Origin of the sequence: Porphyrobacter sp. ULC335, from assembly GCF_025917005.1 — a bacterium.
Taxonomy (GTDB): domain Bacteria; phylum Pseudomonadota; class Alphaproteobacteria; order Sphingomonadales; family Sphingomonadaceae; genus Erythrobacter.
On sequence record NZ_CP078091.1, the window covers coordinates 2,495,226 to 2,519,794 of the forward strand.

The 24,569-nt window shown below is 63.8% G+C and carries 21 protein-coding genes; 8 read left to right on the top strand and 13 right to left on the bottom strand.

Annotated features, from left to right (window positions below; all coding sequences use genetic code 11):
* From hflX to dusB, 7 genes are all read right to left on the bottom strand, one after another.
* Positions 1-1,293 (bottom strand): GTPase HflX, encoded by a 1,293-nt coding sequence (hflX, locus tag KVF90_RS11915; protein WP_264391793.1) that lies wholly within the window; start codon positions 1,291-1,293, stop codon positions 1-3.
* Positions 1,294-1,319: 26 nt separating this feature from the next.
* The gene (gene hfq, locus KVF90_RS11920) at positions 1,320-1,904 is read right to left on the bottom strand and encodes an RNA chaperone Hfq (RefSeq protein ID WP_264391794.1); all 585 of its coding nucleotides are present in this window, start codon (positions 1,902-1,904) and stop codon (positions 1,320-1,322) included.
* A gap of 160 nt (positions 1,905-2,064) precedes the next feature.
* Complete coding sequence (locus KVF90_RS11925) at positions 2,065-3,447, bottom strand: sigma-54-dependent transcriptional regulator (RefSeq protein WP_264391795.1); 1,383 nt, start codon at positions 3,445-3,447, stop codon at positions 2,065-2,067.
* Positions 3,448-3,493: 46 nt separating this feature from the next.
* Positions 3,494-5,695, bottom strand: a complete 2,202-nt coding sequence (locus tag KVF90_RS11930; RefSeq protein ID WP_264391796.1) for an ATP-binding protein — start codon at positions 5,693-5,695, stop codon at positions 3,494-3,496.
* 130 nt (positions 5,696-5,825) lie between these two features.
* Entirely contained in the window at positions 5,826-7,262 is a 1,437-nt protein-coding gene (locus tag KVF90_RS11935; RefSeq protein ID WP_264391797.1) for a sigma-54-dependent transcriptional regulator, read from the bottom strand.
* A 3-nt stretch (positions 7,263-7,265) separates the two neighbouring features.
* A complete protein-coding gene (locus KVF90_RS11940) occupies positions 7,266-8,384 on the bottom strand; it encodes a two-component system sensor histidine kinase NtrB (RefSeq protein WP_264391799.1) in 1,119 nt (372 codons plus the stop codon).
* 2 nt (positions 8,385-8,386) lie between these two features.
* Entirely contained in the window at positions 8,387-9,403 is a 1,017-nt protein-coding gene (dusB, locus tag KVF90_RS11945) for a tRNA dihydrouridine synthase DusB (RefSeq protein ID WP_264391800.1), read from the bottom strand.
* Between the two features lie 80 nt (positions 9,404-9,483).
* On the opposite strand from dusB, the gene KVF90_RS11950 reads away from it, so the two are divergent.
* The 3 genes from KVF90_RS11950 to KVF90_RS11960 are packed head-to-tail and all read left to right on the top strand — an operon-like array spanning position 9,484 to position 11,736.
* A complete protein-coding gene (locus KVF90_RS11950; RefSeq protein ID WP_264391801.1) occupies positions 9,484-10,659 on the top strand; it encodes a bifunctional 2-C-methyl-D-erythritol 4-phosphate cytidylyltransferase/2-C-methyl-D-erythritol 2,4-cyclodiphosphate synthase in 1,176 nt (391 codons plus the stop codon).
* Complete coding sequence (locus KVF90_RS11955; RefSeq protein ID WP_264391802.1) at positions 10,656-11,216, top strand: hypothetical protein; 561 nt, start codon at positions 10,656-10,658, stop codon at positions 11,214-11,216. The genes KVF90_RS11950 and KVF90_RS11955 overlap by 4 nt, the downstream gene beginning before the upstream one ends.
* A 7-nt stretch (positions 11,217-11,223) precedes the next feature.
* The gene (locus KVF90_RS11960; protein ID WP_264391803.1) at positions 11,224-11,736 is read left to right on the top strand and encodes a CinA family protein; all 513 of its coding nucleotides are present in this window, start codon (positions 11,224-11,226) and stop codon (positions 11,734-11,736) included.
* Here the strand turns inward: KVF90_RS11960 and KVF90_RS11965 are convergent.
* The 3 genes from KVF90_RS11965 to KVF90_RS11975 form a co-directional block, all read right to left on the bottom strand.
* Positions 11,697-12,158, bottom strand: a complete 462-nt coding sequence (locus KVF90_RS11965; RefSeq protein ID WP_264391804.1) for a type II toxin-antitoxin system RatA family toxin — start codon at positions 12,156-12,158, stop codon at positions 11,697-11,699. The two genes, KVF90_RS11960 and KVF90_RS11965, sit on opposite strands and share 40 nt — an antisense overlap.
* Positions 12,158-13,129: a lipoyl synthase gene (gene lipA, locus KVF90_RS11970; protein WP_264391805.1), complete on the bottom strand. Its 972-nt coding sequence runs from the start codon at positions 13,127-13,129 to the stop codon at positions 12,158-12,160. Before lipA ends, KVF90_RS11965 begins: the two co-directional genes overlap by 1 nt.
* A gap of 137 nt (positions 13,130-13,266) precedes the next feature.
* On the bottom strand, positions 13,267-14,604 hold the full coding sequence (locus tag KVF90_RS11975; protein ID WP_264391806.1) for a hypothetical protein: 1,338 nt from the start codon (positions 14,602-14,604) through the stop codon (positions 13,267-13,269).
* A gap of 329 nt (positions 14,605-14,933) precedes the next feature.
* Between KVF90_RS11975 and gyrA the strand changes: the two genes are divergently transcribed.
* On the top strand, positions 14,934-17,711 hold the full coding sequence (gyrA, locus tag KVF90_RS11980; RefSeq protein WP_264391807.1) for a DNA gyrase subunit A: 2,778 nt from the start codon (positions 14,934-14,936) through the stop codon (positions 17,709-17,711).
* Here the strand turns inward: gyrA and KVF90_RS11985 are convergent.
* Positions 17,704-18,369: a lysoplasmalogenase gene (locus KVF90_RS11985; RefSeq protein ID WP_264391808.1), complete on the bottom strand. Its 666-nt coding sequence runs from the start codon at positions 18,367-18,369 to the stop codon at positions 17,704-17,706. The genes gyrA and KVF90_RS11985 overlap by 8 nt on opposite strands.
* 68 nt (positions 18,370-18,437) lie before the next feature.
* Here KVF90_RS11985 and trmFO point away from each other — a divergent pair, with 68 nt between their 5' ends.
* Positions 18,438-19,823, top strand: coding sequence for a methylenetetrahydrofolate--tRNA-(uracil(54)-C(5))-methyltransferase (FADH(2)-oxidizing) TrmFO (gene trmFO / locus KVF90_RS11990; protein WP_264391809.1), 1,386 nt, complete (start codon positions 18,438-18,440; stop codon positions 19,821-19,823).
* A 4-nt stretch (positions 19,824-19,827) separates the two neighbouring features.
* On the opposite strand, the gene KVF90_RS11995 is transcribed toward trmFO, so the two are convergent.
* Both KVF90_RS11995 and KVF90_RS12000 read right to left on the bottom strand, forming a co-directional pair.
* Positions 19,828-20,265, bottom strand: a complete 438-nt coding sequence (locus KVF90_RS11995) for a hypothetical protein (RefSeq protein WP_264391810.1) — start codon at positions 20,263-20,265, stop codon at positions 19,828-19,830.
* 69 nt (positions 20,266-20,334) lie between these two features.
* Positions 20,335-20,997, bottom strand: coding sequence for a squalene/phytoene synthase family protein (locus KVF90_RS12000; protein ID WP_264391811.1), 663 nt, complete (start codon positions 20,995-20,997; stop codon positions 20,335-20,337).
* A 212-nt stretch (positions 20,998-21,209) separates the two neighbouring features.
* On the opposite strand from KVF90_RS12000, the gene KVF90_RS12005 reads away from it, so the two are divergent.
* Genes KVF90_RS12005 through KVF90_RS12015 form a run of 3 tightly spaced genes read left to right on the top strand, consistent with a single transcriptional unit; the run spans position 21,210 to position 24,540 of the window.
* Positions 21,210-23,219 (top strand): pilus assembly protein TadG-related protein, encoded by a 2,010-nt coding sequence (locus tag KVF90_RS12005; RefSeq protein WP_264391812.1) that lies wholly within the window; start codon positions 21,210-21,212, stop codon positions 23,217-23,219.
* Positions 23,216-23,854, top strand: a complete 639-nt coding sequence (locus KVF90_RS12010; RefSeq protein WP_264391813.1) for a TadE/TadG family type IV pilus assembly protein — start codon at positions 23,216-23,218, stop codon at positions 23,852-23,854. Before KVF90_RS12005 ends, KVF90_RS12010 begins: the two co-directional genes overlap by 4 nt.
* Entirely contained in the window at positions 23,851-24,540 is a 690-nt protein-coding gene (locus tag KVF90_RS12015; RefSeq protein WP_264391814.1) for a TadE/TadG family type IV pilus assembly protein, read from the top strand. The genes KVF90_RS12010 and KVF90_RS12015 overlap by 4 nt, the downstream gene beginning before the upstream one ends.
* Positions 24,541-24,569: the final 29 nt, after the last annotated feature.

The window sequence follows — 24,569 nt, forward strand, 5'->3', positions numbered from 1 at the left end:
TCAGGCCAGGCTGGAAAACTGCCCCAGCTCCTTGGGATTGAGCCGCACGGTCAAGCGCCGCATCGGGCCATCGGCGCTGTCGCCTGCGTCATCCTCCGCCAGCACGTCCCCGTGCGCATGAAGCCAGGCGATCCGCCGACCGTCACTCACCGGGAGAATAAAGCTGACCTCGCGCGCCGCGCCGGTGAGCAATCGGGCAAGTTCGGCTTCAAGCAGGTCCACGCCTTGCCCCGTTACAGCCGAGAGGATCACTGCGCCCTGCCCTTCGCGAGCCTCGCGCAGTTCCTCAAGACTTTCCGCGTCTAACAGGTCGCTCTTGTTCCAGATTTCGAGGATCGGAATGGTGCTGGTGCCGGTTTTGGCATCAATCACGCCAAGATCGGCAAGAACATCGAGCACCTGCTTCTTCTGCGCGGCGTGAGAGGGATTGGCCATATCGCGGACGTGGCAGATCACATCTGCGGCGGTGACCTCTTCCAGCGTCGCGCGAAAGGCGGCGACCAATTGCGTCGGCAGGTCGGAAATGAACCCCACAGTGTCGGACAGGATCGCCTTTTCCACGCCCGGCAGGCTGATCGCCCGCATGGTGGGATCGAGCGTCGCGAAGAGCAAGTCTTCGGCCATCACGGTTGCGCCGGTCAGGCGGTTGAACAGTGTCGATTTGCCCGCGTTCGTATAACCCACCAGCGCCACGACTGGCCAGGGCGCCCTGCCCCGCCGCTCCCGGTGAAGAGTGCGCGTCTTCCTCACCTGATCGAGTTCGCGCCGCAGACGGCCCATACGCTGACGGATCATCCGCCGGTCAGCTTCGATCTGCGTTTCCCCCGGGCCGCCAAGGAACCCGAAGCCGCCGCGCTGCCGTTCGAGGTGCGTCCAGCTGCGTACGAGACGGCTCTGCTGATAATCGAGATGGGCGAGTTCGACCTGCAACCGGCCTTCGGCCGTCGCCGCGCGCTCTCCGAAGATTTCGAGGATCAGGCCGGTCCGGTCGATCACCTTACGCTTGAGCTTGTCTTCGAGATTGCGCTGCTGGATCGGTGTCAGCGAGCCATCGACGATCACCAGCTCCGCCTCGTGCTGCTCGCACCACACGCCGATATTCTCGACCTGACCGGAACCGAACAGCGTGTTGGGCTGCATCTGGCGCACCGGCAGCACCGCCGAATGGGCAATCACCACCCCGATAGCGAGCGCCAGCCCCTCGGCCTCGGCGAGGCGTTCGGCAGCATCAAGGTCGTAGCGCAGCGCGCGGATATCGGGGCACAGCACCAGCGCCCGCGCACCGCGGGTCACCTCGTCCTGAAGATCACTTTCAAAGGTCAGTCGTCTATCCCGTCATGTTCGCCGTCGTCGTCATCGACACTCAGGTCGACAGGCGCGGCGGGCTGGATCGTCGAGACCGCATGCTTGTAGGCAAGCTGCACCGCGCCGTCGCGTTCGAGCAGCATGCAGAACAGATCATAGGCGGCAATCCGCCCTTGCAGCATCACCCCGTTCACGAGGAACATGGTCACCTGCACTTCTGCCTCTGCAACGCGGCTCAGGAACACGTCCTGAAGCAGCTTTTGCTTGCGGTTGCCGGCCTGGCTACCAAACTGCGCCGGATCGAGTGGCTGGCCCGGCATAATGGTGCTGATCGCATGCTTGTAAACAAGTTGCGACTGCCCGTCGCGGCGCAGCAGGATCGAGAAATTATCGAACCAGGTCACAATGCCCTGCAGCTTGACACCCTTCACCAGGAACATGGTGACGGGAATCTTGTTCTTGCGCAGAAGGTTGAGGAAGGCGTCCTGTAGGTTGCCACCCTGCCGGGCAGCCGATCCGCCACCCTCATTGCTGCGGGATTCGCTTGAAGTGGCAGCACGTGCAACCGGACGGGGGGAGAGCGTTCGCCCGCTGGACATGGTCGTGGCTCCTGTTTTTGGCGGCCGACGTTACGGTCCGCGTGGATCAGGCCGCCGCAAAAAAGCGGGGAACGACGGCCCTACAATGTCCATAATGGCGATTGCGCCGCCTCCGGACAAGGCTTGATTTCACGCGAGATTGCCGCGCGTTGTGGTCTGCCTATTCGTCACCATCGCGGCGGTCGGCCATGCCGAGGAGCTTAAGCTTGCGGTGCAAGGCCGAGCGTTCCATGCCGATGAAGCTCGCCGTCTTGGAGATATTGCCCGAGAAGCGGCGGATCTGGATTGCGAGATACTCGCGTTCGAAACTCACCCGCGCCTCGCGCAGCGGCACGCCCATGATTGCTGAAAGGCTGTCGCTGGCCAGACCGATCTGCCCGCCGATGATTTCGGGCGGAAGCATGTCAGGCTCTACGGTGCCGAGCCGTTCTCGCGGGGTCATGATGATCGTGCGTTCGACCACGTTGCGCAATTGGCGGACGTTGCCGGGCCAATCATAGGCTTGCAACGCAGCCATCGCCTCGGTCGAAATTTCCGGCGGGGCGAGACCTTGATCGTTCGAATAGCGGGTGAAGAAATGCTCGGCCAGTGCGGGCACATCCTCCCGTCGTTGGGCGAGCGAGGGGAGCACTACCGGCACCACATTGAGGCGGTAGAACAGATCCTCGCGGAACCGCTTTTCCGCCATTTCCACAGTCAGGTCACGGGTGGTGGAAGACACCACCCGGACATCCACACCGATCTGGCGCGTACCGCCGACGCGCACGAAGCTCTGGTCGGTCAGCACGCGCAGGATGCGGGCCTGCGTCGAGAGCGGCATGTCGGCAATCTCGTCGAGATAGAGCGTGCCGCCGTCCGCCATTTCCAGCAGTCCGGGGCGCACCTGCTTGCCATTCACTTCCTCGCCGAACAATTCTTGCTCGAAGCGTTCAGGCGTGATGCGCGCCGAATTGACCAGCACGAAAGCGCCGGTGGAACGCGCGCTCCAGGCGTGGAGCAGGCGTGCAGCCACTTCTTTGCCCGCGCCCGCTGGTCCGGAAATGAGCACGCGGCTGCCGGTGCTCGCAACTCGCTTCAAGGTCGCGCGGACGGCGTTGATGGCGGGCGAATTGCCGGTGAACTCGGCGCTGCCCCAGCTGCCCTCGCGCAGGCGGCTGTTCTCGCGCCGCAGCCGTTCAGTCTCGGTCGCCCGCTCAACCAGCAGCAGCAGCCGCTCTGCCTCGAAGGGCTTTTCGATGAAATCCATCGCGCCGCGGCCCACGGCGGCCACCGCGGTGTCGATATTTCCGTGACCGGAGAAGATGATGACCGGCAGGTTCGGCTCGCGCGTCTTGATCGCGTCGAGCAGTTCCAACCCGTCCATCTGGCTGCCGTGGAGCCAGACGTCGAGCAGCACGAGACTGGGGCGCCGCTCATCGATGGCCGCCAGAGCCTCGGTGCTGTCGGCAGCGGTGCGGCAGGCATAGCCCTCGTCACCGAGCACGCCGGCCACCAGTTCACGAATATCGCGTTCGTCGTCGACAATCAGGATTTCGAGCGCCATCGGGCGGGTCCTTCGGATAAGTGGTCAGGGACAAGCGAAGGCGGGTTCACGGGGTGCCGCCTTCAATTGGATTGGGATCACGGGCAAATCGCAAGGTGACGCGGGTGCCGCCGCTCGGCGCGCTGGCAAAGCTCATGTCGCCGCCATGCTCGTCGACGATTTTGTTGACGATCGCCAGACCGAGGCCGGTGCCTTTCTCGCGGGTGGTGACATAGGGTTCGGTGATGCGGTCGCGGTCGGCAGGAAGGCCAACGCCATTGTCCTCGATAGTGACCACAATCGCCTCGCCCGCGTCGCGCATGGTGACGGCGATTTCTCCGGCATACTTGCCCTTGGCCTCGGCAGCGCGGGCTTCGACCGCCTCAACCGCGTTCTTGAGCACGTTGGTCATGGCCTGCCCGAACTGGTGCCGGTCACAGCGCACCTCGCGATCGATCAGCTCGGAGGAAGCGACGTTGAAGGCGATGCCGGAATGGGCAACCTCTTGCAGGAACACCGCCTGCCGCACCAGATCGAGCGCGTCTTCATCTCGGAACACCGGCTTGGGCAGGCGCGCGAAGGAGGAGAATTCGTCGACCATTGTCCTCAGATCGCCGACCTGACGGACAATCGTGCTGGTCAGTTCGTCGAACAGGTCGCGATCCTCGTCGGTCACTTGCGTGCGGTAACGACGCTTCAACCGCTCAGTCGCCAGCTGGATCGGGGTGAGCGGATTCTTGATCTCGTGCGCGATCCGGCGGGCGACATCGGACCATGCCGCCTGACGCTGATCGAGCAGCTGGCGGGTGATATCCTCGAAGGTAATCACGTGCCCGCTGGTGCCCGGCGCGACCTTCACCGCAAGGGTGAGCAATTCGGTGCCCTTGGCATGGGTAACGATTGCGCGCTCTTTCCCCTCGGCAACGATGCGCGCCAGCTCCGGCGAGAGGATTTCGAGCGACTGACCGATCAGGTTCTCGGATCCGCCCGGCAAAGCTTCATGCGCGAGCATCGCCTGTGCCGAGGAGTTCATCAGCGTCACCCGCGCAGCGTCATCGACCGACACAACCCCGGCAGTCACCGACTCCAGCACCGCCTCGGTAAAGGCACGCCTGTCGTCGATTTGCCGATTGGCGCTGACCAGCGCTTGCGTTTGTTTTTCGAGCTGCGCGGTCATGCGATTGAAGGCGCGGTTGAGTAGTCCGATCTCGTCCGCCCCGGTGCGGCCTTCCAGTCTGAGCGCGAAGTTCCCCTGCCCCACCTTGCGCGCCGCTCCGACGAGGTTGGTGAGCGGCTCCACTTGCCGGTCGGCAAAGCGCAGCGCGAACCAGATGGCAAGACCCACCAGCAGCAGGCTGACGGTCACAAGCGCGATGTTGAAACGTAGCTGCAACGTGCGGGCGCTGCCCGTCAGCCGGTCATAGGCGGTAACGATCGACTGCGCGCGTGACCACGAGTTGAACATCGTCTCCTCTGTGGTGCGGGCATTGTAGAGATAGACGCCCGTTTGCGCATCGATCGGCACCAGCGCCTCGATCCGTTCGGGACTGCCGACCACGACCGCTAGCTCTCCGCGATCAAGTCTGGGTAAGGCGGCGCGGCTGAAGGCAAGCGGACTATTGTCCTGTGTCAGGTTGAGCGCCGCCGCAGTGCGGAACGAACCGTCCTCCATCCGCTGGAGAATTGCACTTTCGGAAATCTCGCGAGCCTGCGTCTGATAGGCGTAGAAATCCGGGAAATCTGGATCGGTAATCGGCACCCGTGCCAATGTCTCTCGCATGTCGGTCGCCATAATGACGCTGTTCTGCTCAACGTCACGCTGATTGGCGTCGTAATAATTCTGCGCCAGCGCGTTGGCGTTTTCCATCAGCCCGCGGGACTGGTCCGAGAACCAGAAGTCGACCCCGGTTCCGAAGAGGAAAGCGGCAAAGCCGGCCACCAGCAGCGTCGGGATGGCGGCCACCATCGAGAAGAAGAACACAAGCCGCACGTGCAGCCGCGCCGTGCTGCCAGCGGCGCGGCGCAGCGCGAGACGGCGACCGATCAGCACCAGCAGCATCATGGCAGGCACCAGCGTCGCCATCAGCAAGACCGAAACCTGCATCGTCGGAAGGAGGGCATCGGGCTCTCCCGACCGCCCATATGCGGACCATGTTGCGGTAATCGCCGCAGCCAGCGCCGCGACCGCAAATCCCTCCAGCCACCGGAAGACATTGGCCCGCCGTGCCGCGATCATAAAGCGCCGCCACCAGCGCGGCGGATGCGGCATTGCCAGCTTTATCAATCGAGGTGGGGTTTGCGCCATCGTTGCCGCTTTACAACAACGGTGTGGCAAATTTGCAAGGTCAATCTGGCCGATATCCGCACTGCTGCGCTGTCATGTGCCGGACGTGCGTTGATCAGGGGGGCGAGAAGCGATCAGGCTCCAGCCCCAATTCGCCAATGCGTTTGCGCAGCGTGTTGCGGTTGATTCCCAGCAACTGTGCAGCGCGCAGCTGGTTGCCACCGGTGCGGCCGAGTGCATACTCGATCAGCGGCTTTTCAAAAGCAGCCAGAGCACGATGGTAAACTGCGCCGTGCGGCGGGCTCTCGGCTGCAAGCCAGCCTGCGAGCGCAGCGCCGAACCCGCCCCGCCCGTCGCCAAGCGACATATTCGCCGGTGCGATTTCGGGACCGATGATGTCGTTGACGCCGTCAGCATCGATCCGTTCTTCCCGCGCCATCAGCGCGAGACGATAGACCACGTTCCGCAGCTCGCGCACATTGCCGCGCCAGTTGCGCTGCTCAAGCCGCTCGATAGCCTCGGGCGTGAGCACGCGCCGGGGCAGACCGTCTTCGGCGGCAAGTATAAGAAAATGCTGCGCCAAGGCGGCAATATCCTCGCGCCGCTCACGCAAGGGCGGCAGCACGATCGGCACTACGTTGAGGCGGTAGAACAAGTCCTCGCGGAAGGTGCCGGCGGCGATCATCGGCGTCAGGTCGCGGTTGGTGGCAGCGATGATGCGGACATTGACCGCGATCTCCTGTCGTCCGCCCACGCGCCGGATGCGACCCGATTGCAGCGCGCGCAGCAGCCGCGTTTGCGCTTCGGCAGGCATGTCTCCGATCTCGTCGAGGAACAAGGTGCCGCCATTGGCCTGTTCGAACTTGCCGATTGCCTGCGCGATGGCGCCGGTGAATGCACCCTTTTCGTGGCCGAACAACTCGCTTTCGACCAGATCCGCGGGGATTGCGGCCGTGTTGACAGCAACAAAGGGGCCGGTCCGGCGGTTGCCAAGCTCATGGATCGCCTCGGCGACCAGCTCCTTGCCGGTGCCGCTTTCGCCGGTCACGAGCACTGTCAGATCGTTACGCAGCACGCGCGTGATCATCCGGTAAACGCCCTGCATCGCCGGACTACGCCCGACGAGCGGCATCTTCTCGGCCTCGGTCTGCAAGGCACTTGCTGCCTCGTCCTGCGCGGGGGCGCGGGTGCCGGCGGCCTGCCTGACCGCGTGAACCAGTTCGTCCAGATCGAAAGGTTTGGGGAAGTATTCGAAGGCGTCGCTTTCGCTGGCGCGGACGGCAGTATCGAGCGTGTTCTGTGCCGACAGCACGATCACCGGCATATCGGGCGCGCGATCGCGGACCGCCGAAAGGCTCGCCAACCCGTCGCCATCTTCGAGGATAACATCGGTCAGCATCACCCCGAAACGGCGAGCGGCCAACTGTTTGTCGCGCGCTACAATGCCGGTGCAATGGGCGATGGTGAAGCCTTCATCCTCAAGCGCGGCGATGATCACCGTCGCAATGGCGGCATCATCCTCGACAAGCAGGATCGGAAGCGTTGTGGGCATGGGTTAAGCGCTGTCCTGCGCCTGCGGCAGATGCAGGCGGAAATTCGTGAGGCCGGCGCGGGTATCGCGGTCATGGCTGACATTGCCGTTCATATCGCGAACCAGCTTGCGCACCAGCGAAAGGCCCAGGCCCTGTCCGGAAGGCTTGGAGGAAACGAAAGGCTCGAACACATGGTCGCGCAAGGTAGGCTCGATGCCTCGCCCATTGTCGCTGATGGTGATTTCGATCGGCAGCGGCACAGCGCGCCCGTTGCGGATCGCACTGAAGGCAAGGCCGCTGACGAAGCGGGTCTGGACCACAACCACGCCGGGCCCGCCCGGCGCCAGCGCGGCATCGCGGGCGTTGGAGATGAGGTTGATGAGCACCTGCTCAAGCGCATCACGGTTGGCCAACACGGGCGGCAGAGACGGGTCGAATTCCTCGCGGATCTCGACCTCGCCAAGGGTGCCGCCCGCCGCGCGCATGGTGGCGATGGCGGCGCGGATTGCTTCATGCGGATTGCACGCGTCGACTGGACCGGTGCGGGTGCTGCCCAGCTGCTGCATCCGATCGATCAGGCGCGCGATGCGGTCGACCTCATCGGTGATCATCCGCGCCAGCTTTTTGTCGGCATGGGGGAGCTTGCGCGCCGCCAGCTGTCCTGCCCCGCGGATTGCGGCAAGCGGGTTCTTGATCTCGTGCGCGAGCACCGCAGGCGCGCCAAGCATGGCCTCGCCACCATAGGGGTTCGCGGCCTCGTCATGGCCGATCTGCGACAATGTCACCACACGCCAGCCCGGAAAGCCGCCGAGCGGCGAGGCGGTGAGGTTGACGCGCGTTTCCTGTTCGCCGACCCGGATCGGCTGATCGCGGGCCACCAGCGCATCCTCGCTCACCAGGAGCCGGGCTTCGACGCGGGTGTCGAGCGGACCGATGCGTTCTGTCAGGAGCGTGCCGACCAGTCGGTTGGCACTGGTGCCGAGCAGGTCTTCCGCGGCGTGATTGACTTCGGCAATGCGCCCCTCGCCATCGATCAGCACGACCGCGAAGATCAGGCCGGAAAGCTGGGCGCGGGCGTCAGGACGACCGGCATCGGGTTGGACTGGCGCAGGGCCGACGCCCTCGCTCGCGCTGGTGGCCACGCTCAGGCCGCCTGCTGCATCAGGAACGGCGTGTAGAAGCGCTCGATCTCGCCCAGCACCTGATCGGCATCGTCGATGAAGTTCGCCATGTTGCGGAACTCGGCCGATCCGTGGAGACCCTTCGTGTACCAGCCCAGATGCTTGCGGGCCATCTTCACCCCTGTGTCGCGGCCATAATGATCGAGCATCCGCCGGTAGTGTTCGACCACCAGCGCATATTGTTCGTCGATCCCCGGGGTCGCGCGTGCCTCACCGGTGCGCCACCAGTGCATCACCTCGCCGAGCAGCCAGGGCTTGCCGTAAGCACCGCGCCCGATCATCAGCCCGTCCGCGCCCGATTGCTCCAGCGCCTTGGCCGCGTCCTCGATCGTGCAGATGTCGCCGTTTACAATCACGGGGATATTCACCGCGTCCTTGACCTTGCGGACGAAGGCCCAATCAGCGCTGCCCTTGTACATCTGGTTGCGGGTGCGGCCGTGGACCGTGATCATCTTGACGCCGATATCCTCGGCCATGCGGGCAAGGTCGGGCGCGTTGAGGCTGTCGTGGCACCAGCCCATGCGCATCTTGACCGTCACCGGCACCTTCACCGCCTTGACCGTCGCCTCCATCAACCGCACCGCAAGCGGCACTTCGCGCATCAGCGCGGAGCCTGCAAGCTGGCCGACGACCTTGCGCACCGGACAACCGAAATTGATGTCGATGATCGCCGCGCCATGGCCCTCCTGGATCTTCGCCGCCTCGGCCATGCTGGCAGGATCGCAGCCGACCAGCTGCATAGAAACCGGCTCCTCGATCCGGTCCCACGCGGTCTTCTGCGTGCTAACGCGGGTCTCGCGGATCGCCGCCTCGCTCGCCACCATCTCGGTCACGTTGAGGCCCGAGCCATAGCGCCGCACCAGCGTGCGGAACGGCATGTCGGTCACGCCGGTCATCGGAGCAAGCAGCACCGGTTCGGCCACAGTAACAGGACCGATGCTGATCGGTTTTAAGGCAGGCGGTGGGGGAAGCGTGGTCATGTGAAGGATCAGTGCCTAAAATTTGTGCAAGCGCTTAGTGGATTGCCGAAAGCCCGTCCAGACCTTAAGCGAACGGCCCGATGGCCAGCCCCTCCCCCCTCCCCCCTTTTGCGGCAATTGTGGTGGCTGCGGGCAAAGGCCTGCGCGTGGGCGGCGATACCCCCAAGCAGTTCCGCGAATGGCGCGGCAAGCCGCTGATCCGCCATTCGGTCGAAGCGCTGCGGGATGCAGGGGCGAACCCGCTGGTCGTAGTGGTCAGCGCAGATGCGCAGGAGCACGCAGAGGCAGCGCTTGAAGGGATAGGCGCGGTTTCGTTTGTGATTGGCGGCGCAACACGACAGGATTCGGTGCGTGCGGGTCTCGAAGCGCTCTCAGCCGCCGATCCCCAGCGCGTGTTGATCCACGACGCAGCCCGGCCCGATTTGCCCCGCCATGTGATCGAACGCTTGCTCGGTGCGCTGGCTCACCAGCCCGGAGCGATCCCCGTTCTACCCGTGGTCGACAGCATTGCCGTCGCTGGAGAAAACGGTACCATGTCCGGCAAGGCCGAGCGCGAGATGCTGCGCCGCGTGCAGACGCCGCAAGCCTTCCGCTTCGACGCGATCCTCGCCGCGCACCGTGCGTGGTCCGGCCCGACTGACGCAGGCGACGATGCACAAGTGCTGATGGCAAGCTCCGGTTCAGTCGCGCTTGTCGATGGAGACGAGCGCTTGAAGAAGATCACCTTTGCGGAGGACTTTTTGGAACCCACCACCGTCCCCGCCTTTCGTATCGGGCAAGGCTATGACGTCCACCGGCTCGAACCGGGCGAGGAGCTTTGGCTGGCCGGGGTGCAGATCCCGCATGACAAGGGGCTCTCCGGCCATTCGGACGCCGACGTGGCGCTCCACGCGATCACCGACGCTGTGCTCGGTGCGGTGGGTGAAGGCGATATCGGCACGCATTTCCCGCCCAGCGACCCGCAATGGCGCGGTGCGCGCTCCGGGCGGTTTCTCGAACACGCAGTCGGGCTTGCCCGAGCGGCGGGTTACGCCATCGCCAATGTCGATCTCACCCTGATCTGCGAAGCACCCAAGATCGGCCCGCACCGTCCTGCCATGCGCGCAGAAGTCGCGCGGTTGATGGGTCTTGATGAGGGCGCGGTCAGCATCAAGGCGACCACGACCGAAAAACTCGGCTTCACCGGCCGCGGCGAAGGCATTGCCGCGCAGGCCATCGTTCTTGTCTCGCTTGCCCCGAAAGGACTGTCCTCATGACGAACCGGATGATTGCTCCCCTTGTTGCACTCGCCGCACTTGCCACAGCGCAGACCGCGCAGGCCCAGCAACAGGCCTGCGTCGCCGCAGCCGATCTGTCGGATGCCGTGGTCTACGCCATGCCGATCGCCTTCGACGCCACGCGAACGGCCTGCGCCAACCGCCTGACACGAAACGGTTTCATGGCGACTGATGGCCAGACATTTATCGCGCCATTCCGCGACGGGCAGGACAAGGCATGGCCCGGGGCCTTCCGCGTCCTCAAGACCTTCATGGACAAGCCGGGCGCCAGCGAGGACGGTTCGGGCATGGACATGCAAGCGATGATCGCGGCAATGCCGGAAGACGCCCTGCGGCCTTTCGTTGATGCGCTGGTCGGCCAAATGATCGCCGAGGAGATCAAGGGCGATAGCTGCGGGAAGATCGAGCGCGGGCTCGAACTCGTCAGCCCTCTGCCTGCCGAGAATGTCGGCGCTCTGGTCGCCTTCCTCGTCGAGATTGCCGAAATCAAGGAACCGCCGGTCTGTCCGGCTCCGCAGACTGGCAAGCAGAAGTAATCCATTGATGCCCCAGTCCCTGCTCCCCGAAGAAATCGCCACCCTTGCTGCCCGTGTCGTTGCCGAGAACGCCGCGCTGGGACGCAAGGTCGTGCTTGCCGAAAGCTGCACCGGGGGACTTGTGGCGGCGGCGATTACGGAGATTGCAGGCTCCTCTGCGGTGCTCGATCGTGGTTACGTGACCTATTCGAACGAAGCCAAGATGGAGATGCTGGGCGTTTCGCGCGATATCATCGAGACCTTCGGCGCGGTGTCGATCGCCTGCGCCTGGGCGATGGCCAAGGGCGCGCTCGACAGGTCGCGGGCCGATGTCGCTGTGGCGATCAGCGGCGTGGCAGGCCCCGGCGGTGGTAGCCCGCAGAAGCCGGTCGGCACGGTGGTATTTGCACGCGTGGTCCGTAACGAAGTCGGCGACCCCGAGGGGGAACTCAGGTTCTTTGATGGCGGCGAAGGTCCGGGCGGCCGCGCGGAAATTCGCCGTCAGGCGACGCTCTGCGCGCTCGAACTGCTGGTCCCGTAAAGCTGCGCCGCGCGCGTTTCGAACGCCTCCACCATCTTGCGGAACGCCTTGTCGAAATACTGGCCGGCGATCTTTTCGAACAGCCTGTTCTTGAAAGTAAATTCCACGAGGAAGTCGATCTCGCAAGTATGGTCATCGACCACGCGGAACGTCCAGACATTGTCGAGATCGGACAGCGGCCCGTCGACATAGTGCACGGCGATTTCGCGGGCGCGCTGCTTGGTCACGCGCGAGGTAAAGCTTTCGCGGATCGCCTTGAAACCCACCACCATATCCGCGACCATCTCGGTCTCGGTGTTCGATCGCACGCGGGTCGCGATCACCCATGGCAGGAACTCGCCATAACGGCCAACGTCCGCGACCAGATCGAACATCTGCTCGGCGCTGTAAGGCAGGCGGCGGGTTTCGCGAATGCCGGGCATCAGGCGCCAGTCTTTGCTCCGGCGCGTGCCTGCTCTCGGGCGAGCTTTTCTTCCCGTGCAGCGCGCATCTTCGCAAAGTCATCCCCGGCATGATAGCTGGAACGGGTCAGCGGGCTTGAGGCGACCTGCAGGAAACCCTTGGCCCGGGCAATCGCGCCATAGGCGGCGAAGGCCTTGGGCGTCACGAATTCCTCGACCGTCGCATGCTTCGGCGTCGGCTGAAGGTATTGCCCCATGGTGATGAAATCGACTTCGGCGGAGCGCATGTCGTCCATCACCTGATGGACTTCGAGCCGCTGTTCGCCGAGTCCCAGCATGATCCCCGACTTGGTGAAGATCATCGGATTATGCGCCTTCACCTCTTCCAGCAGGCGCAGCGAGGCATAGTAGCGCGCACCCGGACGGATCGTGGGGTACAACCGCGGGACGGTTTCAAGGTTGTGATTATATACGTCCGGCCCGGCCTCGCAGATCATCTCCACCGCGCGGCGCATTTTGCCGCGGAAGTCGGGGGTGAGGATTTCGATGGTGGTGTTCGGCGTGTTGCGGCGAAGCGCTTCGATCACCTTCACGAACTGCATCGCCCCGCCGTCCGGCAGATCATCACGATCGACGCTGGTGATGACGATATGCTCCAGCCCCATCTTGGCCGCCGCGATAGCGGTGTTCTCGGGCTCGAAGGGATCGACTGCCTTGGGCATACCGGTCTTGACGTTGCAGAAGGCACAGGCGCGCGTGCAGACATCGCCGAGGATCATCACCGTCGCGTGCTTCTTGGTCCAGCACTCGCCAATGTTCGGGCAGGCGGCTTCCTCACACACGGTGTGAAGGTTGAGCTCGCGCATCAGCTTGCGCGTCTCGTTATAGCCTTCGCTAACCGGCGCGCGCACGCGGATCCAGTCAGGCTTGCGCTGGCGGGCGGGCCTCTCCGGGGTTGATTGGGGCTGCGGCGTGCTGGCGAGGTCGTTCATAGGGGCCATTTAGGCGCGGAGAGCCGCCGCCGCAAGCGCAGTGCCGGTTGCAAATCCAGCATCGACCCTGACAAAAAAGAGCGCCGGTGCGGTGACCCGCCCGGCGCTCCCTCAAAGCCAAAGCTGCTGTAACGCGGTTAGCTACCGGTGGCAGCGCCTGTCGCAGCACCTGCCTGCTGGCGGGCATAGGCGCTCCACAGCATTGCAATCGGGGCGCGTGGCCCCTCAACCTGTGCAAGCGTCGCCCGCGCGGCATCGATATTGCCAGCACCGATCTGGGCGATACCGAGTCGCGTCAGGGCCAGATTGCGATCGACTTCCGGCATCGAGAGGCTGCGCTCGTAGAAGCCCGCTGCCTTGGCATATTCACCATAGCTGAGGAACGTGTCCCCCGCTGCGATGACCGTCCGCAGCTTTGCAGCCGGTGCGCTGGCGTCGCGCTCGAGCGAAGGTAGAGCCGCGCGGTCTTCGGAAATCAATCCGCTCGCCACCTTGAGCTGTTCTTCAACCCAGGTGTCGCTCTTCGACGGAATCACGCCCGTCGCATTGGCTTCCTCGATAACCGTCTTCACCTCCATCGGCAGGCGGCGCGTGTCGGCTGCCTCGATGTAGAAGACGTAATCGTTCTTATCCTTCAGCGTGCCGACCTTCTTGCCGAGGCGCAGCAGATCGAGCAGCACCGGGCCGTCATAGTCGTTGAGGTTGCGGGTCAGGTTGACCGCGTCGCGCCAGTTTTCGGGCGTCGGATAATCCGCGACCCAATCTTCCACGAAATCATAGACCTGCGGCACGACCTCATTGGTGTAGGCAACGGCGACGCCGCGCTTGTACCACTTGGCATCGACCGGCTGCCCCTGCGCCTTGCGGGCTTCGATGGCATCACTCAGATATTTGAGGCCTTCGACATGGCGATCTTCGGAGAAGAAGATTTCGGCCATGTTCATCTGTAGGTCCGAAACCGTCATGTTCGGCCCGGAATAATTGAGATCGATCGCGGCCTGAAGATAGGTGCGCGCCTTGTCGAACTGGCTCAGCGAATTGGCGATCTGGAAGGCCACGACATTGAACTTGCCAGCTTCCTCGGGCTTCACCTTCCCGCTCGCCAGCATCATCTCGACACCCTGGAACTGGAGCGGGAGATCCTTGCCGGTAATGCCGGAATTGAAGATCATGCCGCCCAGCGCCAGACGCTCGTCTGGAGAAACGGCAAGAGGAACGAGCGCAAGCAGCTGCGGCTTGAGCGCGGCCACATCGGCACCCGGTGCCTTCAGGGAAGCGTCGAGAGGCTGATAGGCTTTGACGAAAGCTTCCGAATAGGAAGGCGCTGCCTCCTGCTGTTCGTCCTTCTTTTTCTTCTTCTGGGCGTAAGCTGCGCCGGTGAAGCCCGGAACCGCAAGCACCGCGGTGCCGCTGGCGAGCGCTACTGCCAACGCAAACTGGCGCGCGAGTCCGGCCGGACGACGGGGCGAAGTCATATTGGTCACTGCATCCTCCACAAGTTGAGCACCACGAGCGTCCCAATCGGCACGCGCGCTGCCCTAATTCCGCCCAAGCCTTTGAACGGCTCGCACGGCATTTGCAATTCCCGCTAGGCGTGGCGTGCTGAACGGGCTTTGAATGCCTTTTCGCCTTTCCGGTCGTGCACGCGCTTGCAAGTGTGGAAAAATGCACGCCGTTCGCGCTGTGTTCGCGCGTTAAGGTGGCGAAAGCGCCGTCATGTGCCTAAATGGAAGGATACCGCCGGCCACGATATGGCCCGGCCCGCAGCAGCGGCACCAGAACACAAACAGAAACGGCCCAGACCTTGAGCGACGACAGCGACATTCTCGATTCTCCCGCCGCATCCCCGATGGGCGGTTTTGAACGCATCGACATCGTCGATGAAATGAAGTCGAGCTATCTCGACTACGCGATGAGCGTGATCGTCAGCCGCGCTCTGCCTGATGTGCGCGACGGGCTGAAGCCCGTTCACCGCCGTATTCTGTTCGCCAGCCAGGAAGGCGGCTTCGTCGCGGGCAAGCCCTATCGCAAGAGCGCCAAGATCGTCGGCGACGTGATGGGCAACTATCACCCGCACGGCGATAGCGCGATCTACGACGCACTCGCCCGCATGACGCAGCCTTGGTCGATGCGCGTGCCGCTGATCGATGGTCAGGGCAACTTCGGCTCGATGGACCCTGATCCGCCGGCCTCGATGCGTTACACCGAGGCACGGCTGGCGCGCGTGGCGAACAGCCTGCTCGACGATCTCGACAAGGACACGGTCGACTTCACCGAAAACTATGATGGCAGCCGCAAGGAGCCGACGGTGCTGCCGGCGCGCTTCCCCAACCTGCTGGTCAACGGCGCGGGCGGGATCGCGGTGGGGATGGCGACCAACGTGCCGCCGCACAACCTCGGCGAAGTGATCGATGCCTGCTTTGCCTATATGGATAATCCGGCGATCACATCGGAAGAGCTGATCGAATACATCCCGGGCCCGGACTTCCCGACCGCCCCGCTGATCCTCGGCACGCACGGCGCGCGGCAGGCCTATACCACCGGGCGCGGATCGATCCTGATGCGCTGCCGCCACGAGATCGAGAGCACCCGCGGTGCCAAGAGCGAAGGCCGCGAAAGCATCGTCTTCACCTCGATCCCCTATCAGGTCGGCAAGTCCAACCTCGTCGAGAAGATTGCCGAAGCCGCGAAGGAAAAGCGGATCGAGGGTATCTCCGACATCCGTGACGAAAGCTCGCGCGAAGGCGTGCGCGTGGTCGTCGACCTCAAGCGCGATGCCACCGCCGAGGTCGTGCTCAACCAGATCTGGCGGCACACCCCTGCGCAGTCTTCGTTCCCCGCCAACATGCTGGCGATCCGCGGCGGCCGTCCGGAAACGCTGCGCCTGCGGGACTTCATCGCGGCGTTCATCACCTTCCGCGAAGAGGTGATCACCCGTCGCACCAAGTTCGAACTCTCCAAGGCGCGCGAGCGGGCGCACATCTTGCTCGGCCTGGTGGTTGCGGTTTCCAACCTCGACGAAGTTGTGGCGATGATCCGTTCTGCGCCCAACCCCGCCGAAGCGCGCGCGCGATTGATGTCCAAGGAATGGCCGATCGGTGACATCGCGCAGTATATCGAGCTGGTCGAAGCGATCGAGCCAAGCGCCGATCAGACAAGCGGCACCTACCGCCTGTCCGAACGTCAGGTGAAGGCGATCCTCGAACTTCGCCTCCACCGCCTGACCGCGCTTGGCCGTGACGAGATCGGCGGCGAATTGAAGGGTCTGGCAGCGGCGATCGAGGAATTCCTCTCGATCCTCGGCGACCGGGTGAAGCTCTACGGCGTGATGCGCGCCGAGCTTGAGGAAATCCGCGCCACCTACGCCACGCCGCGCCTCTCCGAAATCGCGCCGGCTTGGGACGGTCTGGAGGACGAAGACCTGATCGAGCGCGAGGAGATGGTCGTAACCGTCACCCACGGCGGTTACATCAAACGCACGCCGCTCGACACCTTCCGTGCACAGGGCCGCGGCGGCAAGGGCCGTTCGGGCATGGCGACCAAGGACGAGGACGCAGTTGTCGAATTGTTCGTCACGTCGACGCACAATCCGGTGTTGTTCTTCACCAACACCGGCCGCGTCTACCGCATGAAGGTGTGGAAGCTTCCCGAAGGTGGCCCGCAGACCAAGGGCCGCCCGATGGTCAACCTTCTCCCACTGGGCGACGACGAGCGCGTCACCAACGTTCTTCCTTTGCCCGAGGACGAGGCGAGCTGGGACAACCTCAACATCGTGTTCGCAACCGAACAGGGCATGGTGCGGCGCAATTCGATGGATGCCTTCGCGAACATTCCCACGGCGGGCAAATATGCGATGGGCTTCGTCGAGGGTTCGGGCGACCGGTTGATCGGTGTGCAGCTGCTCACCGAAGAGCAGCAAATCTTCCTAGCCAGCGATTCGGGTAAAGCGATCCGCTTTGCCGCGACCGATGCGCGCGAGACCAAGAGCCGCACCGGCATCGGCGTACGCGGCATGAGCCTCAAGAAGGGCGGCAAGGTCGTCAGCATGGCGGTGCTCGATCCGCTTACCGCTGACATGGAGACCCGCGAGGCATACCTTCGCGCAGCCACCTGGAAGAACAACGAAACGGCCCCCACCCTCCCGGCTGACCATTTGGCCGCGATGGCCGAGGGCGAGGAGTTCATCCTCACCATCACCGCCAATGGGTATGGCAAGATCTCCTCGGCCTATGAATACCGCACGACCTCGCGCGGTGGTCAGGGGATCACCAATATCGGCACGCCGGACAGCAATCCCGAGCGTAACGGGCCGGTGGTCGCCAGCTTCCCGGTCAAGCATGGCTCGCAGCTGATGCTGGTGACCGATCAGGCCAAGCTGATCCGCCTCGGCATTGATTTCCGCCACCTGATCGAGGGCGGTTTCGAGAGCCTCAAGGGCTTCTCGATCTCCGGGCGCGGGTCCTCGGGCATCCGCATCTTCGATGTCGCCAAGGGCGAACACATCGTCGGTGCGGCGCTGATCGACGACGCGGCCGAAGCAGGAGAAGCTGCGGAAGAAGCAGGCGAACCGCCCGTCACCTGACGGGCTGTTCGCCTCGCAAGCATTGGACGATCCCGGTCGCGATCATCACCTGACCGGCGTAGTAGAGCGGCCAGATCAGCAGATCGGGCACCACGCCCAGATCAACGCTGCCCATGCGCGAGAAGATCAGCCAGTCGCTCACCACAAACAGCACCGCACCGGTGCCCACGCGGTAGCGGGGGTAGTGGCTCATCCATGCCGCCGAAGCCATCGCGCCGAGAAACGCGGAATAGATTGTGGTCTCTATACTGCCACTCAGCAGGTAGCTCACCAAGGGCGTGCCGATCAGCAGCGCGGCGCCGATCAGCTTCTGCGTCGGCGAGGGACGTGGGTGCCTGTTCGTGAGATACAGCACCACAGCAACAATATGCGCCGCCGCGAAGAAGGCGCCGCCGGTCAGGAAATCGAGCTCGATCGCGACATCGCCTGCCGAAGCCAGCGCCAACGCGGTCACCAGCAGCAAGCCATCGGTCTGATGGCCGCCCTTCGGCAGGCGGCGCAGCACGTAAAGCGCCAGCAGCCCGACGCTCGCCCCCTTCAGGGCGAGGCCCCAGATGCCCTCCCCGACCGGATTGTCGCGCAGGAAATAATAGGCGACCGCTGCCGAAATACTCGCCAGCAGCCACGGTCTTTGTTCGATCAGCGCCTGCTTCGCCATTCCTGTCCTTCCCGTCTTCCGCCCCTTGGGGCTTGCAGGGGGGCTAACACGCAATTACCTGCCCCGCCATGACCGCAAACCCGACAAATCACGATGTGCACATCATTGGCGGCGGACTCGCCGGGAGCGAGGCGGCGTGGCAGCTCGCCCAGCGCGGGGTGAAGGTGCGCCTGTCGGAAATGCGCGGCAGCGGCGAGATGACACCGGCACACCAGACCGATGGCCTTGCCGAAATGGTCTGCTCCAATTCCTTCCGTTCGGACGATGACACCAAGAACGCAGTCGGCCTGCTGCATCACGAAATGCGGATGCTGGACAGCCTGATCATGCGTGCAGGCGAAGTCGCACGGGTCCCGGCAGGCAGCGCGATGGCGGTCGACCGCGACGTGTTCTCGGCCGAGGTGGAGAAGGCGCTCAGCCAGCATCCCAATATCACCATCGTGCGCGAACGGATCGATGCCCTGCCCGACGCAGGCCTCACCATCGTTGCCACCGGACCCCTGACGGCCGAGGCACTGGCAGGCAGCATCGTGCGCGCCACCGGCGCCGAGCGGCTCGCCTTCTTCGATGCCATCGCGCCGATCATCCATCACGAATCCATCGACATGTCGAAGTGCTGGATCCAGTCGCGCTGGAACAAGCGCACTGAAGCCTCGAACGAAGGCGGCGATTATATCAACTGCCCGATGGACAAGGAACAATACCTCGCCTTCCACCGCGGGTTGATCGAAGGCGAGAAGACCGAGTTCAAGCAGTGGGAGATAGACACGCCCTATTTCGATGGCTGCATGCCGATCGAGGTGATGGCTGAACGCGGGGTCGAAACGCTGCGTTATGGCCCGATGAAGGGCGTGGGGCTCGACAACCCCTTCGATACCTCCCCCGAATTTCCGCAGGGCCGCTGGCCCTATGCCGTGGTGCAGCTACGCCAGGACAACAAGCTCGGCACGCTGTGGAACATGGTCGGGTTCCAGACGAAGCTGAAATATGCCGCGCAGATCGAACTGTTCCGCACCATCCCCGGCCTTGAGAACGCCGAATTCGCGCGGCTTGGTGGGTTGCACCGCAACACATTCCTGAACTCGCCCGAGGTGCTCGACCGCCAGCTGCGCCTGCGCGCGGCGCCGCATATCCGCTTTGCCGGTCAGGTGACGGGGTGCGAGGGCTATGTGGAGAGTGCCGCCATCGGGCTGGTCGCCGGGATGATGACCGCGGCCGAATTGGGCGGGCGCGACTGGCATTCTTTGCCCGCCACCACCGCGATGGGCGCGCTGCTCAGCCACATCACCGGCGATGCCGAGGCCGAGACCTTCCAGCCCATGAACGTCAATTTCGGCCTGTTCCCGCCGCTCCACGAGGTCGGCAAGAAAGTGCGCAAGGAGGCCTATACCTCGCGCGCCAAGGCCGATCTTGCGGAGTGGATCAGCGAAAGTCGCGAGGCTGTGCCCGCTTAGGGGTTCAGCATTTGCAGGCGGGCTTCTTCGCGACCGGTTTCGGCGCGGTCGCGGCGAATTCGCGCGGGGTGAGCCGTGCGTCGCCATCACGGTCCGCGCCTTCGAAACGGTCGACCGTGGTCACCGCCCATTCCTCGAAGGTCAGCAGATTGTTGCCGTCCTTGTCGAGCGCGCGGAACCCGTCGGTGCGGCTGGCGAGCATTTCGTTGCGGGTGATCAGCCGGTCACGATTGCGATCATAGCGGAAAAAGCGCTGCTCCTCGCGGCTGAGCTCGCTCAACTCGGGCGGCGCGGGGCCCTGCAAGGCACCGGGATCGGCGAGCGGCAGCTTGTCCGGATCGGGCGACGGCGCGATCGGCGCTGGCGGAGGGGCGCCTTCTTCTATGGCTGCCCTGCCCTGCCACCAGAACACGCCAACCCCGGCAAGGACGAGCCCGCCCATCACTCCCAAAACCGCCTGTCGCAAGGGTCTGCCCCCCTTTCGCTATATCGATCACGTAACTATACGTAATCACGCGCGAAAGATAGCGCCCCTGAATGCGGCAAGCGGTGCGCCCCTGCCTTCCATCATCGGACGGCCACCCTGCCTCAGGGCACGCAGGGCCAGCGCATCGAGCACGGCAAGACCGCGCAGCGCACGTGGAAACCGCCCGCGCGACTCGGAACCTGCAAGACCTTCCGCGACCATCACGCTGCGCTCAGCCGGGGCAGAAACGGAAGCGGCAGCATCGGCAAGCGCCCACCTCTTGCCCGCCGCCGCAAGCCGTGCGGTCATGCCTTCAGGGAGCGGATCGGGGGACAAGGCCGCGAAGAAAGCACCCCGCCCCATTCCGAACGCCGCTGCCTCACCCGAACCGATGGTTTCGGCGGTAACCAGAACCTCCCAGCCATCAACCATTGCTGCCAAGGCGGCCTCCCTGCCCTGCCAGGATTGACCGATGGCATCGAGCACCGCATCGCCGCGCGGCCGCTCCGCCGCAGGCTTGCCCAGCGCCTCGCGCCACCATGCGAGGCGCATCTGGCCCAGCATCGGCTCGGTCGTACGCGCCACGATCCGCGCCAGCCTGCGATCAAACTGAAGAGCTATGCTTAACGGCCCGCGAACTTTTGGCGGGGTCCAGGCCAGCGCGATTTCGGCTTCGGGCGGCAGGGGATCGGCGGGATCAGGGCTCACGGCCCGTCGCCTACCCAAGCAATTGCACACTTGGCAAGCAAACTGTCCCGGCCCGGTACGCAGGCCACAAGGCATAGTCCCCAGAACGTCGTTAGGACTTCGCTAACCACACTCCTTCGCAAACCGCTTACCAGACCGGATTAAGGGCGGAAGATGCATCTGGAATGTCTGCGCCATTTTTGCGCGGACGTCAGGGGAAGGGCACCAAACCGATGGCGCGAGAAAAGCAGGCCACCATGTCGTTCATGCGCAAGTTGCTGCGCGACAAGACCGCCAATACGCTCGCAATTTCAGCGGCGGCAATGGTTCCGCTGATGGCAATGGTGGGCGGCGGCGTTGATGCCAGTCGCTATTACATGACCGCAGCGCGCATGCAGGCCGCGTGCGATGCCGGGGCATTGGCCGCGCGCCGCGCAATGACCGATGATACCTTTACGACGGCGCATCGCCAGATCGGTCTCAACTTCTTCGACCAGAACTTCAACGACGGCATGTTCGGCATGGATAGCCGCGTGCGCAATTACACCACCGACGGCAATGGCGTGGTGCTCGGCACGGCCAGCGGCACGCTGGACACCACCATCATGGGTGCCTTCGGCTACGATCAGTTCAACCTGTCGGTATCGTGCAGCGCGGAAATCAACATCTCGAACTCGGACATCATGTTCGTGCTCGACGTGACCGGATCGATGGCGGATTGCCCGAACAACTCGACCTGCAACTCGGGCGCGGGCTCCAAGATCGTCGCGCTACGCAGTGCGGTGATGAATTTCTACGACACTGTGGAAGCGGCGACCTCCGCAAGTGCGCAGGTGCGTTATGGCTTTGTGCCCTACTCGCAGCAGGTCAATGTCGGCTTCTCGATCCCGCGCGAATACATGGCGAACAGCCATACCTATCAATCGCGCGTGGCACGCTACAATCCGCCCATTTTCCCGAACGCGGCCAATCCTGACGTCGACCAGATCGGCGATACGATCGTGCTTTCGGACCAGACCGAATGGCTGCCGCGTTCGACATCGAACTTCAATTCGACCAACCCCGATCATTATCGCTTCCGCACGGATGGCTCGACCGGCAACACGGCGCGCAATTTCTGCCTCAATTCCCTTCCGGGCACCCGTACCGTCACTGTCAGCGGTGTGGCACAAACATGGCAGGTCTTTGCCCCGACTGAGTACGTCAACGGCCAATGGACTGGCGGGGATTCGAACAACCGGGCCGGATGCCGTGGCCGTGTGCGCAAGACGCGCCCTGCCACCGCCGCCGATGTGAACCCGCAGTTCCGCGACTTCATTTATTGCCGGATCACCACCGGCGCGGCGGATCCTTGCGGAGTCACCAACCCCGCCGGTAGCCCTCCGGGCTGGGAAACCGTGAGCCTTTCGAGCCTCTATCCCACCGGCTCGATGAACCTTCCGACTGGCGCAGCCGGAGCAATGGCCAACCAGACGTGGAACGGCTGCGTTGAAGAACCGGTGTGGATGGACACGACCGGCAATTATTCGCCGATCCCGACTGCGGCCCATGATCTCAACATCAACCTCGTTCCCCAGAACGATGCGCAACGGTGGAAGCCGATGCTCACCAACGCGGTCTGGGAGCGGCGCGATGGCAGCAACAACCGGACGACCAACCCGGTTACCGATGCCGAGCGGCTTGCAGCCGGACAATCGATCTCTCAGAGCCGCCCCGGTGGCACATGCCCGCGTGCAGCTCGCAAGCTGGTCGAAATCAGCCGGACTGATCTGCAGACCTACGTCAACAGCCTCGCGGCCAGCGGCAACACCTACCACGACATCGGGATGCTGTGGGGCGCGCGCTTCCTGTCGCCGCGCGGCATCTTCGCTGCGGAGAATGCCACGGCACCGAACGGCGACTCGATCTCGCGCCACATCGTCTTCATGACCGACGGTATGCTGGTCACCAACGAAGAGAACTATTCGACCCAGGGTGTCGAATGGTGGGATCGCCGCGTCACGGGCAACGGCGATGGCGGACGTGAAGCCACCCGCCGCGGCGCTCGCCTCCAGGCGATCTGCCGCGCTGCGCAGCAGGAAAACATCACCGTCTGGGTGGTCGCCTTCGGAACCGCGCTGACGCAGAACCTGATCGACTGCGCTTCGCCCGGACGTGCCTTCCAGGCGAGCGACAACGCCACGCTCAATGCGCGCTTCCAGGAAATCGCGCAGAAGATCGCTGCACTGAGGCTCACGTCATGATCCGGCGTCTCGCACAATCCCGTGCCCTGCTTCGGCGGCTTGCCGCCGACAGCAGCGGCGCCACCCTGATCGAGTTCGCCTTTGTCGGCCCGGTCCTGATCCTTATGATCATGGGTCTGTTCGACATCGCGCACACGCAATACACCGCGTCGGTTCTGCATGGCGCGATGCAGAAGGCCGGGCGCGATCTCACTCTGGAGAATGCGACGAGCCGGGAAGCGAACCTTGATTCCCGCGTCCGTGCTCAGGTTGCGACCGTGATGCCCAACAGTGCAACGGTCACGGTCGAGAAGTTGTCGCACTTCGACTTTTCCGACATCGATCAACCCGAAGAAATTCTCGGCGATGACCCCACTGGCAACACCGGCAACGGCGTCTGCGAAGGTTCGAAAAACGAACGCTATGTCGACACCAACGACAATAGCCGCTGGGACGCGGATCGCGGCAGGGACGGCATCGGCGGCGCACGCGACGCGGTGATCTACACTGCACGCGTGAGCTATCCCCGCCTGTTCCCGATGTACGGGCTGGCCGGCCTTTCGCAGAACATCACCATCGAAGCGTCGACTGTGCTGCGCAACCAGCCCTTCGACGAGCAGAATGACCGCATCACCACCGAGAGAGATTGCCCATGACCACCACCACACGGGATTCGCTCAGGGGTAAGGCCCGTCGTTTCGTCAACCAACTGTCCGCCGATGTATCCGGCCTGGCGATGGTCGAATTTGCCTTCGCCGCTCCGCTCGTGCTCAGCATGGGCATGTTGGGCACAGACACGGCGATGATGGTCATCACCCACCTGCAGGTCAGCCAGATCGCCATGCAGGCTGCCGATAACGCCTCACGCGTGGGCGAACAGGACGTGCTGACCGCGCGCAAGGTGTTCGAACGCGACATCGCCGAAACGTTGATCGGCGTCGAGAAGCTTGGCGAAGACATGAACTTCTTCGCTCAGGGCCGCGTGATCATTTCCAGCCTGCAGCGCAACGCTCAGGGCGGGCAATGGATCGCGTGGCAGCGCTGCCGCGGGGCGAAGGTGTTCAATTCGAGCTACGGCGTTCAGGGCAATGGCGCGACCGGCACGGGCTTCCCCGGCATGGGCGTGCCCGGGCGCTACATCACCGCATCGCAAGGCACGGCAGTGATCTTCGTCGAAGTCGCCTATGACTACGACTCACCCCTGCCGCTCGAGCTGTTTGACGGACAGCAGATCGTCTATACCGCAGCTTACAATGTCCGCGACAATCGTGACCTTACGCAGCTCTATCCGGGCGGCCCGGAAGCGCGTTGCAGCACCTATTCGGCGGCGCGCCCGACCTGAACCAGGCCGGGCGGCGCACGCCGTCCGGG

What these genes read in the sequence shown, in the direction of transcription:
- hfq (WP_264391794.1), bottom strand. Translation starts at nt 1,904, where the DNA reads ATGTCCAGCGGGCGAACGCTCTCCCCCCGTCCGGTTGCACGTGCTGCC.
- KVF90_RS11925 (WP_264391795.1), bottom strand. Translation starts at nt 3,447, where the DNA reads ATGGCGCTCGAAATCCTGATTGTCGACGACGAACGCGATATTCGTGAA.
- KVF90_RS11930 (WP_264391796.1), bottom strand. Translation starts at nt 5,695, where the DNA reads ATGCCGCATCCGCCGCGCTGGTGGCGGCGCTTTATGATCGCGGCACGG.
- KVF90_RS11935 (WP_264391797.1), bottom strand. Translation starts at nt 7,262, where the DNA reads ATGCCCACAACGCTTCCGATCCTGCTTGTCGAGGATGATGCCGCCATT.
- dusB (WP_264391800.1), bottom strand. Translation starts at nt 9,403, where the DNA reads ATGACCACGCTTCCCCCACCGCCTGCCTTAAAACCGATCAGCATCGGT.
- KVF90_RS11950 (WP_264391801.1), top strand. Translation starts at nt 9,484, where the DNA reads ATGGCCAGCCCCTCCCCCCTCCCCCCTTTTGCGGCAATTGTGGTGGCT.
- KVF90_RS11955 (WP_264391802.1), top strand. Translation starts at nt 10,656, where the DNA reads ATGACGAACCGGATGATTGCTCCCCTTGTTGCACTCGCCGCACTTGCC.
- KVF90_RS11960 (WP_264391803.1), top strand. Translation starts at nt 11,224, where the DNA reads ATGCCCCAGTCCCTGCTCCCCGAAGAAATCGCCACCCTTGCTGCCCGT.
- KVF90_RS11965 (WP_264391804.1), bottom strand. Translation starts at nt 12,158, where the DNA reads ATGCCCGGCATTCGCGAAACCCGCCGCCTGCCTTACAGCGCCGAGCAG.
- lipA (WP_264391805.1), bottom strand. Translation starts at nt 13,129, where the DNA reads ATGAACGACCTCGCCAGCACGCCGCAGCCCCAATCAACCCCGGAGAGG.
- KVF90_RS11975 (WP_264391806.1), bottom strand. Translation starts at nt 14,604, where the DNA reads ATGACTTCGCCCCGTCGTCCGGCCGGACTCGCGCGCCAGTTTGCGTTG.
- KVF90_RS11985 (WP_264391808.1), bottom strand. Translation starts at nt 18,369, where the DNA reads ATGGCGAAGCAGGCGCTGATCGAACAAAGACCGTGGCTGCTGGCGAGT.
- trmFO (WP_264391809.1), top strand. Translation starts at nt 18,438, where the DNA reads ATGACCGCAAACCCGACAAATCACGATGTGCACATCATTGGCGGCGGA.
- KVF90_RS11995 (WP_264391810.1), bottom strand. Translation starts at nt 20,265, where the DNA reads ATGGGCGGGCTCGTCCTTGCCGGGGTTGGCGTGTTCTGGTGGCAGGGC.
- KVF90_RS12005 (WP_264391812.1), top strand. Translation starts at nt 21,210, where the DNA reads ATGGCGCGAGAAAAGCAGGCCACCATGTCGTTCATGCGCAAGTTGCTG.
- KVF90_RS12010 (WP_264391813.1), top strand. Translation starts at nt 23,216, where the DNA reads ATGATCCGGCGTCTCGCACAATCCCGTGCCCTGCTTCGGCGGCTTGCC.
- KVF90_RS12015 (WP_264391814.1), top strand. Translation starts at nt 23,851, where the DNA reads ATGACCACCACCACACGGGATTCGCTCAGGGGTAAGGCCCGTCGTTTC.